This is a genomic window from Litorilituus lipolyticus (genome assembly GCF_006439335.1).
GTDB classification, from domain to species: Bacteria; Pseudomonadota; Gammaproteobacteria; order Enterobacterales; family Alteromonadaceae; genus Colwellia; species Colwellia lipolytica.
The window spans coordinates 210,219-222,191 of the sequence record NZ_SAWY01000027.1 but is presented as its reverse complement, the minus strand read 5'-3'; the positions used below and the strand labels follow the sequence as shown (position 1 = coordinate 222,191).

12 protein-coding genes are annotated in these 11,973 nt (G+C 35.6%); 4 read left to right on the top strand and 8 right to left on the bottom strand.

Features of this window, described 5'->3' with window-relative positions:
• Positions 1 to 75 precede the first annotated feature (75 nt).
• Positions 76 to 1,422: an anti-phage deoxyguanosine triphosphatase gene (locus EPA86_RS13005; RefSeq protein ID WP_140604270.1), complete on the top strand. Its 1,347-nt coding sequence runs from the start codon at positions 76 to 78 to the stop codon at positions 1,420 to 1,422.
• 46 nt (positions 1,423 to 1,468) lie between these two features.
• Here EPA86_RS13005 and EPA86_RS13000 read toward each other — a convergent pair whose 3' ends face one another.
• On the bottom strand, positions 1,469 to 2,287 hold the full coding sequence (locus EPA86_RS13000) for a substrate-binding periplasmic protein (protein ID WP_140604268.1): 819 nt from the start codon (positions 2,285 to 2,287) through the stop codon (positions 1,469 to 1,471).
• 305 nt (positions 2,288 to 2,592) lie between these two features.
• Here EPA86_RS13000 and EPA86_RS12995 point away from each other — a divergent pair, with 305 nt between their 5' ends.
• Both EPA86_RS12995 and EPA86_RS12990 read left to right on the top strand, forming a co-directional pair.
• Complete coding sequence (locus EPA86_RS12995; RefSeq protein ID WP_140604266.1) at positions 2,593 to 3,648, top strand: patatin-like phospholipase family protein; 1,056 nt, start codon at positions 2,593 to 2,595, stop codon at positions 3,646 to 3,648.
• Positions 3,649 to 3,753: 105 nt separating this feature from the next.
• On the top strand, positions 3,754 to 4,680 hold the full coding sequence (locus EPA86_RS12990) for a cache domain-containing protein (protein WP_211664937.1): 927 nt from the start codon (positions 3,754 to 3,756) through the stop codon (positions 4,678 to 4,680).
• A 93-nt stretch (positions 4,681 to 4,773) separates the two neighbouring features.
• Here EPA86_RS12990 and EPA86_RS12985 read toward each other — a convergent pair whose 3' ends face one another.
• The 5 genes from EPA86_RS12985 to EPA86_RS12965 form a co-directional block, all read right to left on the bottom strand.
• The gene (locus EPA86_RS12985; RefSeq protein WP_140604264.1) at positions 4,774 to 5,202 is read right to left on the bottom strand and encodes a hypothetical protein; all 429 of its coding nucleotides are present in this window, start codon (positions 5,200 to 5,202) and stop codon (positions 4,774 to 4,776) included.
• A gap of 235 nt (positions 5,203 to 5,437) precedes the next feature.
• Positions 5,438 to 6,391: a DUF2785 domain-containing protein gene (locus tag EPA86_RS12980; protein WP_170309656.1), complete on the bottom strand. Its 954-nt coding sequence runs from the start codon at positions 6,389 to 6,391 to the stop codon at positions 5,438 to 5,440.
• Positions 6,392 to 6,658: 267 nt separating this feature from the next.
• The gene (locus tag EPA86_RS12975) at positions 6,659 to 6,853 is read right to left on the bottom strand and encodes a hypothetical protein (protein ID WP_140604260.1); all 195 of its coding nucleotides are present in this window, start codon (positions 6,851 to 6,853) and stop codon (positions 6,659 to 6,661) included.
• A gap of 208 nt (positions 6,854 to 7,061) precedes the next feature.
• On the bottom strand, positions 7,062 to 7,937 hold the full coding sequence (locus EPA86_RS12970) for a CPBP family intramembrane glutamic endopeptidase (protein ID WP_170309655.1): 876 nt from the start codon (positions 7,935 to 7,937) through the stop codon (positions 7,062 to 7,064).
• 348 nt (positions 7,938 to 8,285) lie between these two features.
• The gene (locus EPA86_RS12965) at positions 8,286 to 9,053 is read right to left on the bottom strand and encodes a substrate-binding periplasmic protein (RefSeq protein WP_140604256.1); all 768 of its coding nucleotides are present in this window, start codon (positions 9,051 to 9,053) and stop codon (positions 8,286 to 8,288) included.
• A gap of 330 nt (positions 9,054 to 9,383) precedes the next feature.
• On the opposite strand from EPA86_RS12965, the gene EPA86_RS12960 reads away from it, so the two are divergent.
• Positions 9,384 to 9,575 (top strand): DUF4250 domain-containing protein, encoded by a 192-nt coding sequence (locus EPA86_RS12960; RefSeq protein WP_211664936.1) that lies wholly within the window; start codon positions 9,384 to 9,386, stop codon positions 9,573 to 9,575.
• A gap of 356 nt (positions 9,576 to 9,931) precedes the next feature.
• Here the strand turns inward: EPA86_RS12960 and sucD are convergent, their stop codons facing one another.
• Both sucD and sucC read right to left on the bottom strand, forming a co-directional pair.
• A complete protein-coding gene (gene sucD / locus EPA86_RS12955) occupies positions 9,932 to 10,804 on the bottom strand; it encodes a succinate--CoA ligase subunit alpha (RefSeq protein ID WP_140604252.1) in 873 nt (290 codons plus the stop codon).
• Entirely contained in the window at positions 10,804 to 11,970 is a 1,167-nt protein-coding gene (sucC, locus tag EPA86_RS12950) for an ADP-forming succinate--CoA ligase subunit beta (RefSeq protein WP_140604250.1), read from the bottom strand. The genes sucD and sucC overlap by 1 nt, the downstream gene beginning before the upstream one ends.
• Positions 11,971 to 11,973: the final 3 nt, after the last annotated feature.

Below are 11,973 nucleotides of genomic sequence, written 5' to 3'. Positions count from 1 at the left end.
AGCTATGAATGTGCTTTTAATCAATAGGTTGTTAGGTTATAAATAAACTTAACAACCTATTAAATGAGAGTAACTATGAGTGATGTTTGGCTTGAAAGAAGATTAAAGAAAGTTTCTAAACGTCAATTAGATCATAGAGACCCTTTCCAACGCGACAGAGCACGCGTATTACACTCAGCTTCATTCAGACGATTACAATCCAAAACCCAAGTTATGGGCAGTCGCCAAGGTGACTTTTTTCGTACTCGCTTAACTCATTCTCTAGAAGCAGCACAAATAGGCTCAGGTATTACCGCGCAACTTCGCTGCAAATATCCAGAGTTATGCCAAGCACTTTTTCCTGCAAGTGACAGTCTAATTGAAACCATTTGTTTAGCTCACGATATTGGCCACCCTCCCTTCGGTCATGGTGGTGAAGTGGCTCTAAACTATATGATGCGTGAGCATGGAGGTTTTGAAGGTAATGGGCAAACATTACGGATCGTTGCTAGGCTCGAAACCTTTAGTGAACATTTTGGCATGAATTTAAGCCGTCGTACCTTACTAGGTTTGATGAAATATCCACAGTTAATAGACAATTTACATCACGAACAAGCGTTACCAAGCGTTGCAAATTTCAGGCAATTAAAAGCAAGTGATTGGCACCCACCTAAAGGACTTTTTAAAGATGATATCGATATCATCGAATGGGTATTAGCGCCACTTAATATGCAAGATAAAGCACTGTTTCAACAAATAAAGCCACCAGGTAAAGCAAATCAACATCATAAGACACGCTTTAAATCACTCGATTGCTCTATTATGGAGCTTGCCGATGATATTGCTTATGGAATTCACGATTTAGAAGATGCAATTGTCACTAGAACCGTTAACCAAAGTGATTTTGAACAACAGGTCATACAGCATTTATTAGCGATAGATGATCCATGGGTTAATAAGTTCTCACTTGAACTAACTGAAAAATTATTTAGTGATGAACACCACAAACAAAAAGACGCTATAGGTGGTCTCGTTAACTACTTAATTACCGCAATTAGAATCTCAGATTTGAACGAACGAGATGATGTCAGCTTTTCTGAGCCGTTATTAAGGTATAATGCAACATTACCTAACCCAATGGCAGTTGTATTAAAGATCTTTAAAGATTTTGTTTATCATTACGTCATTAAACAAACCAATATTCAGCGTTCTGAATATTGCGGACAACAAATTGTGATGGAACTATTTGAAGCATTATCTTCAGATCCAATACGCTTATTGCCGATAAATAGCGCTAAACGCTGGCAAACTGCCGTTGATAACAAACAAAATGCCCACCGTATAATCGCTGATTATATCGCAGGTATGACAGATGACTATGCAACTCGGTTATATCAGTCTTTATTCAATGCAAATGCTGACAATAACTATCAATTATCTTAACTAAGAAGCATGAATGTTAATCGCTCCTCTTCTCATGAAAATAAAGTTATTCATCAGTTTCTAAAAGGTAGCGATTTATAATCAATTGAAATTCATTTGATGTGAATAGCTGTGATAGCGCGTTATCCATACGCTCTACAAAGTCATCTTTGTAAGTAAAATTATGAAATTCACTATTAGTGTAACCAATATGTGCTGTTTGAGACATAACCACCATAGATTCACGAATATTATCAAAGCTTATTTGTTTTTTTAACGATAACCTTGAAAACTCCCAAAGCGTCGAAACTCTGTCATTTATATAACAATCTATTCTTCTAGAATGCAATTTTAACACATTTGATAATGTACTCTTATTTTCTGAAATAGCCACTATCCCCTTATTAATCGCATTCACCAATTCTTGAGAGAGAATCATATAACCAGCATTAATTCCAATTATCAAAGGCCTTTCTTCATTGGTGTGCTTCATATTTAAATATTCCATTAAATTAATATCGCTATAGCAAAAAGCAACAACCCTCTCTTTCATTAATGCTTTTGAATAAGGCCAAATATAGCTTCTATCTTTTAGGTGTTGATAAGGTGGAATTATTGCAAGGGCTTGCCCCTCTTTTATTTCTTGAAGTGCTCTTTTCCATGGAACAGCGATAATGGAAACCTTATATTTATCAGCAATGAGCTTAGACGCCTCATGTATAAAATCAACATAAATACCTTTTAATTGGCCGTTCTCTATATAGGAGTAAGGAGGATAGCTATCATCAGCAAGTATAACTACATCTTCGATTTTTTTAGCTTGCAAAACAGCTGATTGTATTAAGAACACAAAACAGAGCCATAATTGTTGTTGGTTAATTTCCATAATAATCTTATAAAACACTCAAAATTAAACACTGTATTAACATGGCTAAATTTAATCAATTTCAAATAGGTTAATTTAAGTGTAGACGATATTCTTCATAGAAAATGTTTTTATAAGTAAGTAGTTAGTTAAACCTATTTATCAATAACTAAAATTTGTTAATGTTAATCAAGAATTGAGTACTAACTCTGAATGATAAAGTATAAATATTAAAGTATTCATAAACATGCAAGAATTCTTAATGTGCAATAAATACAGAAAGCAGGTAAAATCTCCATACTAACTATATTTTTATTTAATTTTACATGCTTGAGATTTACGCAGGTGCTAACGCCTTAAAAACCATTCAAGAACAGGGTTTTAACCAAGAGCTTTTCACTAATTTCTTAGGGGCTTCAGGGGGCCCAAAATGGTTTACGCTTTTTGGCTTAGACAAATTCTTATTTAGTGATTTCTTTAATGAAAGAACTGAAGAATTAAACCTCATCGGTTCATCGGCTGGTGCTTTTCGCGCCGCATGCTTTGCACAAAAATCTCCTATTGAGGCCATCGAGCGATTAGCACATAAATATGCGAGAGTCGTTTATTCAGCGAAACCTACACCGCAAGAAATCTCTGAAAATGCACAAGAGATTATCAACTATGTTTTTGGTGCAACGGGTGAGCAAGAAATACTTAACAATAGCATCTTTAAAGCACATTTTATCGTTGCCAAGTGTTCAGGTTTAACTGCTAGTGAATCTAAATACAAGCAAGGCGCAGGTCTGCTTGCCAGCATGTTATTAAATAAACTCTATCGGAAAAACTTATCATATCAATATCAGCGATATATTTTTAAACACCCAACGAGTCAATTGGCTATTAATGACCCCTATAACATACCTAGCCATTACATTGATCTACAAGAGAAAAATATTAATGACGCTCTAATGGCATCTGGCTCAATTCCTATGGTGATGTCAGGTGTAAAAAATATTAAAGGTGCAGCTAATGGCATGTACCGAGATGGTGGGATTATTGATTATCACTTCGACTTTTCTTTTGCGCAAAAAAATCAAAAACTAACTTTATACCCACACTTTAACCCTAAACCAAGAGCAGGTTGGTTTGATAAAAATGGAAATAGAACGGTTTTAAACTCTAGTTATGACAATGTTGTCCTACTTGTTCCTTCAGAGGAGTTTATCAACAAATTACCTTATGGAAAAATTCCAGATAGAACAGACTTCAATGCCCTTGACGCAGACACTCGATTAAAATACTGGTTAACTGTTTTACAGGAAACAGAGAGGTTAGCAGACTCATTTAACGAATTCTTAGCCAATCAGCAATTAGATAACATTCAAAAGTTTTTACCTTAACTTCAATAAATTAATTCATAACACAAGTCGTTTGTTCAAAAATCATTCAAAAGTTTAGAATTAGTACTAAACTTTGACCTATGGCTTGTGTTGACTGAGTTAATCATGAAAATATCCAGCAAAATAGTCTTAGCGTCTGTTCTATTGTCAGCGATTGGTATCATTACGGCAGGCTCTTTAGTTGGATGGCAAGCATCCTCCATCGCAGCAAAAGCAATCGAAAACAGAGCTTTTAGTCAATTAGTAGCCATTAGAGAAATTCAAAAAACACAAATAGAAAACTACTTTGATACTATCAAACAAGAGATAACTACCTATTCCAATAATCGCATGATTATTGATATGGCAACTGACTTTAAACAAGCTTTTTTTAACTACAGTGGGCAATCAACAATTACTGATACTGAAAAGCTTCAACAATACTATGTAAAAGAGTTTGACCAAGAATACAAAAAACAAAACCCTGCCAGCTCTATTAGTTCGATAGCTAAGCTTGAACAACTCAATGAAAACTCGAAATTTATTCAACACGCGTATATCAGTGCTAACCCAAACTCTTTAGGCAACAAAAATAAGCTTATTTCAGCCAATGATGACACCCAATACAGTCAATTACATAAAAAATACCACCCTCACCTTAATCAGTTTCTAGATGCGTTTGGCTTTTATGATATTTTTCTCGTTGAACCTGAAACTGGCTATATTATTTACTCTGTTTTCAAAGAACTCGACTTTGCAACATCGCTTATCAGCGGCCCATATAAAAATACAGGTTTAGCAGAAGCATTTCATGATGCCAACAATAGCTCAGAAAAGCACAGCAGCTTTTTAATTGATTTCAAACCTTACTTCCCTTCGTATGATGCTTCAGCGGCCTTTATGTCATCTGCTATTTATTCCGATGAGGGTGAAAAAATTGGTGTGTTAATTTTTCAAATGCCCATTTCTAAAATCAACAAACTGATGACATATGATCAGCAATGGGCAAAAGTTGGCTTAGGAGACTCTGGTGAAACCTACCTAATAGGTTAATCTATAAATTATTACTGAACGGATAAAGTATAGTAGTAGTTCAAACCTAATCTTCAGCTGCTAGCTTCATCAAATGCTGTTCATTGTACCTAGCTAAACACCATTGCCAAAGCTGATGACCCGCATTTTTTTGTGCATATTAGCACTATATTCTGGTACATTTTGAAAGGCAAAATCGTAGGCTTTTTTAGACACTTTCTTACTCATGACGTACTCATACGTTTCTTGAGATAAATCTTCCTGCTGCTCTAATTTCGCCGCTTTGAGAGCCCAACTTTTTATCTCTGCATCGGTGACTCCCTCTCCTTTCTTTTGTAGCAACCTATATTGACTTAACCTATGCGAGATATTTACGGCTAATAATGCCCCTTCTCGACAATTTTCTTCTTGATAAGTCAGTATATCACCACGTAGCCCTTCAACATTATAATAAGTTTTATATCGCAGCCAAGGTTCGTCACTTTGCGCTGCATTGGTGATATTACTTATCGCTATTAAATTAAAGTACATAATAGCGCTCATTAATTTAACCAAACTATTACCTCGACAATAAGTATATTTATAGAGCAGACTAACTAAAATTAAAATATACGTTTATATTTTTGTATGATGTGTACACTAATACAATTAACTTCATTTTCTACATATTAATAATTAACTGACTATTACTTAGTTAACTACCAATACAATCTGAGCTAGTTCACACCATATTTCATCAGTTATGCTTCTCTGCTATTAGTTAACCGGTAAAATAGATTTACTGGACTTGTTTAAGTGCTTTTTCTATTGGCGTGACCATAGTAACTAACTTTTCATGTTTGCTCGGTTTAACTAGCGCATATAATGCATTTAAGAAATTTTGCGTATTGTGTAATTTAATTAAACCTTTCTCACTTTGATAAACTTCAGACCAATCATTAAATGGCTTAGGTTCAGCAATTGAATTTAGCCATACAGACCAATCTGTCCCCTTATAGTCTGAATTCAAAAAAATGTATATAACCGCCACGGCAAGGCGCTTAGGCTCTCCATGTATGTACGCGTGGAGGTTATTCGCTTGAATTTGACTCGACAAAGCCCCTAACATTAAATCTAATTGCACACTTGATATATTAGGGTTTAACGCTAGTTGAAGCATTAAGTCTGCCGAATGGGCCACCCCATGTCGCCAACCAACATCATTAGAAAAACCTCGATAGTCTCGTACACTTTTTAAATAGCTTGTACCTACATTAACCAATTCGTTTCGTTCATTCACACTTAAATAAGTTTTTTTTCTATCTGAACGGGCAAGCTCTGACACAACTAGCATAGCAAAAGACTGATATACATCATTAGCATCGTTAATCGGCGTGCTTAAAACTTTAATCAATGAATTAAACATCTTTATCTGTATCTCAGGAGATAATTCATTACTACGCAACCAATGACTTAAGGCTTCAAAAGCAATACCATCACGTATAGTAGGTTCAGGATGAGCTAAACAATGCAGTAATTGTATCGCCAACTCTTGACGAGTTTCAGTATCAGTTAGCGTAAATTGCTTAGCTTTAAGTTCGTTTAACTCTGCTCGTCCCCATGTTTTACTGAAACACTGTTGACTAGTTTGCTGCGCATTTATCGGCTCTTGCTCTGCTGCACTATAAGCATAAGAAGAAACGCTCAATAAAGTACAAATACTTACCACAAAAATGTTAAACAATAGTTGCATCTTCTCATTCCTTACATTCATAATTCTTATTTTAAAAACACCATAAATGCTTTCCAATAGAATAACGTTATAAGAATGACCATATAAAAGAAATAATATTTTAGGCAAATCACTCATTAAATCTTAACATTTTGTAAATAAATGGGAGGTGCAATGGCTTACGCGCATGGTGTATAAAGGCCTGAAAAGCGATACGCACTATAATAAATGATATCGTCTGATTTATCATAATACGTACACTATTTGTGGCTAGTTAAACTGCTCAGATTAATTATAGCCAAGAACAAACCTTTCATTGTCATCCATGTCATCAATTATTTCTGTTTTATCTTCTATTTGTCTTTCAACCTTAGTATAGTCAACAAAACTATTTCTAAGTTGAAACGCTTGTTGCTGAAATAAGTATAGATGCTTTGAATTTAAAATTAATCGTCTAGTATTACTCGCTTTAGAAGTCATCATGTTTAGCTCCTCATTTACTACAATGAACTGTTTTTCAAAGTGCATATATAATACCAACAAAAACATGCTGTTGATTTATAACGAATTTAGTAACATATCTTCGCTTTACTACGACAAAAATCAAACCTGTTATTGCAATCTGCAATGATGTACTAGCAAATTGCAACACTTAAGATGTGTGAATTTATATTTCTAGATTCAGGCTATATTAGGATTTAAGTAAAGGGTAAGTGAATAAATAGAGGTGTGTCATATTCAAGCCGAAATGTATCAAAATCACATGCCAAAGTTTACCGGTATTTAGGTATACAAAGCCATATAAAAAACCTGCAACAGTCGCAACGATTACATAGCTGAATCCACCAGAAAAATGCGCCATGCCAAAAAGACAACTGGCAATAATCAGACAAATAATAGGTTTAAAAAACTGAGATAACTTGCGTTGAATAAACCCTCTGAAAAAGACCTCCTCCACAACACAAGTTAGCAGTAAATTGTTTATTGCAAACCATGCCCACCAATTTGGCATTTGAGGGGTGAATGAAATTAACGATAAGGCTATACCTAAGCTAAAAATCACAATAAAACTCAGCATAATAAAAGCAAGCAGTCGATAGCTGGTGTTTATCCTCAATAGATAAACCGGCTTTTCATGTAAAAGTATTGTCGGTGAAAGTAATAAAAGCGTGAACAGTATCATTGGCTTATCAAAATTAAGGTACATGCTGAATGGTACACTATTGATGTTTTTTTCTAACCCATCTATTACCAGTAAATTATTAAAACCTGGTACAACATGCGCTGCTAAGGCTACACAGCTGATAATCACTATAATACTTGTGGATTTTTTAACTCTTAAGTGCCATTTACTTAACGATGGCTTCTGGGCATAAAAAGTCAATAAAAACAATAAGGTTATAATACCAAGACCAATAAAATTAATTGCGTTAAAAACCAAAGCACTGAACACTGTAACAATAAAGCTAATAGGCCATAATACGGGCTTAACAAAAGCCACTATGATAGTAATACTTAAGAATAACCATGGATAAATATGGGGAGTTAATTCAGGTAAAGCAGGCATCGTTAGAATCAGTATGATAATTTTTGTGCACAATAACATAATGTTATGTGTGATTGAATACTTATCAATGGTTAATAATAACGACAGAACATTACATGTATTCACATCCACTGTCACATAACTGGTTTATTTTAAAATATGGTTAGATAAGGGTTTATTAGTATATTTGCCACTATAATATTGTTGTTTGACCTGTACTCATAGACACGTATTTATTATGTGGTCCTTTAAAAGCGATATTATCAACATGAATACAATTGACTCAACTGCTAGTGACTAAGAAACATTGTTCAAAAAGCAGTGAAAAGAAATGTGATGGCTGAAATGATTCTTAGCTAAAAATGAGGATCAATTGATAAATTGCGCTGATATTTTTTCATACTCACCGCTTTCATGAAGCTCTTTTAACGCGTTATCAAAAATCACTACCTGCTTAGGTGAGACTCTTGCTTTAGAGAACATAACTTTACTTCCTGCTTGTTCATCATTAGTAATTCGAAAAAGAGGAACAATATTTTGCTTATACGCAGGTTGAGATGATAAATAATGCATACCTTCAGTTTCCGACTCAATATAGCCGTCAGCCCTACCTTTTAGAATAAAATTAGACATATTTTGATCGTCACTTATATATACGATTCTTCTAGCAAATTCCTCGTTTTGCAACAATTTGGGATAAGACTCATAAAATATTGCACCGCGCAAAGCAGCAATAACGACATCAACATTAGCTAGATCAGCTAATGTATTTACAGAATCAAACAGGGCTAATTTATTCTTATTCACAAAAAGCATATGGTGACTGTAGCGAAAGTCATTTTTAGTAAACAGTGCAAATTTCTTTCTTTCGGGTAAAACTGTTGCCGCAACAGTCATATCAATAGCCCCGCTTTCAAGCGCTTTAATCACTCTTGCCCATGGCATTGAAATGATGCGATATTTAAACGGTGTACGACGAAATACAGCCTTTATTAACTCAATGTCTTTGCCAGCCCATTCTCCATGTTCATTTTTATAGCGATAAATATCTCGTTCATTAAGCCCAATAGTAAACTCCTGACTAAACAGTTGAAAAGAAGTCATCAACAATGAGAGCATCAGAATAATTTTGATCATTTACAAGGACCTTAATTAATTTAGCCACCTACAATTACATTATCCTTTAAAGCCGCTCAATAATAACTGTTGAACAGAAAATATTGAATTGAGTTAATAATTACTCGTTAAGGTATTAAAACTAAGGAGAACATACCTTCAAATTAGTCAAAACTGGTACATATGTCCATATTTAATGTAATTCTATATTTTATACTTACCTTAATTCATCAAACATTGCATATTGTTATCCCTCTTTAAAATTAGGTTCATCACTTGTTTGACGCCTTAAACATTTGCTGACTAAACTTATTTATATAAGTAAATTAATTGATGAGGTGTGTAATGGACATGACTAAATGCATTCATATGGATGCAAATATTTTACTGGGTATTGCCAATGATAGACTACGTCATGAGTGTAATAATTTACATAGTCTAGCTGCTCTGATGGATGTAAAGGATAAACAGCTTGAAAAAAAAATGGCTGAAATCGGCTTTCATTATGAGGAAAAATTAAATCAATTTAGACCAAATGTCTAATTTTTAGCAAATTTTGATAGGATTACAGGTGAAGGCTATAACAACTGATACTCTCTAAAGGTAGATGGGAGTTTAATCAAAGTAAAAGTGAAGCCCTGCCCTTATAGGAATGGACCCAAAGTTATTGTTACAGCCTAGATTAATGCTACTTCAGAAAAAGCTATTATCGATTTGAGTGCAATACCGAAGAATGTAGAGGGAGAAATCTCAACTATTGTTAATGACTAGTTATTAGATTCTAAATCTATAGAAAAGAAACTTATAGACCGACTGAAAGTTATCGCCAACACAAAAAACCCGCATTCTCTATTCGAAAATGCGGGTTTTTAAATGAGTTTCAAAAGAAACCTAGTCGATTACCAACCAGTTTTCTCTTTAAGTGCTACACCGATATCCGCTAAAGAACGAACCGTTTTAACACCAGCTGCTTCTAATGCAGCAAATTTCTCATCAGCTGTACCTTTACCACCAGCGATAATTGCACCAGCGTGACCCATACGCTTACCAGCAGGTGCAGTAACACCAGCAATGTAAGATACTACAGGCTTAGTAACGTTCGCTTTGATGTATTCAGCAGCTTCTTCTTCTGCAGTACCACCAATTTCACCAATCATTACGATTGCTTCAGTTTGGTCATCATTTTGGAACATTTCTAGTACGTCAATGAAGTTTGTACCTGGGATTGGGTCACCACCAATACCAACACAAGTTGATTGACCAAAACCAGCATCAGTAGTTTGCTTAACCGCTTCGTACGTTAATGTACCAGAGCGAGAAACAATACCAACTTTACCTGGCTTGTGGATGTGACCTGGCATGATACCAATCTTAGTTTCGCCTGGCGTGATAACACCTGGACAGTTAGGACCAATCATGCGAACGCCAGTTTCTTCAAGCTTAACTTTTACGTCAACCATGTCTAGCGTAGGAATACCTTCAGTAATAGTAACGATAATTTCGATACCAGCATCGATAGCTTCTAAAATAGCATCTTTACAGAAAGGAGCTGGAACGTAGATAACTGTAGCTGTTGCGCCAGTTGCTTCTACTGCTTCACGTACTGTGTTGAATACTGGAAGACCTAAGTGAGTTTGACCACCCTTGCCTGGTGATACACCACCAACCATTTGCGTACCGTACTCAATCGCTTGCTCAGAGTGGAAAGTACCTTGACCACCAGTGAAACCTTGACAGATAACTTTAGTATCTTTGTTAATTAATACAGACATTATTTGCCCTCCGCAGCTGCAACAACTTTTTGTGCTGCATCAGTTAATGATTCAGCGGCAATAACGTTAACGTCAGAGCTTGCTAATACTTCACGACCTGCTTCAGCGTTTGTACCTTCTAAACGTACAACAACAGGTACTTTAACACCTACTTCTTTAACAGCAGCAATGATACCTTCTGCGATCATGTCACAACGTACGATACCACCGAAAATGTTAACAAGTACTGCGCTTACATTGTCATCAGATAAAATGATTTTGAATGCTTCAGCAACACGTTCTTTAGTAGCGCCACCACCAACATCTAAGAAGTTAGCTGGCTTACCACCGTGTAAGTTAACGATATCCATAGTACCCATTGCTAGGCCTGCACCGTTAACCATACAACCAACGTTACCGTCTAATGCTACGTAGTTTAATTCCCACTGCGCTGCATGTGCTTCACGCTCATCTTCTTGAGATGGATCGTGCATTTCACGGATTTTAGGTTGACGGTATAAAGCGTTACCATCAACACCAATTTTACCGTCTAAACAGTGTAAATTACCCGCATCAGTGATTACTAATGGGTTGATTTCTAATAAAGCGAAATCATGATCGTTGAACATGTTAGCAAGACCCATGAAGATCTTAACGAACTGTTTCATTTGCGTAGGGTTTAAACCTAATTTAAAACCTAATTCACGAGCTTGATATGCTTGAGGGCCAACTAATGGGTCGATTTCAGCTTTGTGAATTAACTCTGGCGTTTCTTCAGCAACAGTTTCAATCTCAACACCACCTTCAGTAGAAGCCATGAATACAACTTTTTGTGAAGCACGGTCTACAACAGCACCAAGGTATAACTCTTCAGCTATATCAGTACAGCTTTCAACTAAAATCTTAGAAACAGGCTGACCATTTTCGTCTGTTTGGTAAGTAACTAAGTTCTTACCTAACCAGTTTTGAGCAAACTCTTTGATTTCTTCTTTTGTTTTAACTAGCTTAACACCGCCAGCCTTACCACGGCCACCAGCGTGAACTTGAGTTTTAACAACCCACATATCGCCGCCGATTTTGTCAGCAGCTTCAGCAGCTTCTTGAGGTGTATCGCAAGCGAAACCTTCAGAAACTGGTAAACCATATTCAGCGAATAATTGTTTCGCTTGATACTCATGCAAATTCATGGT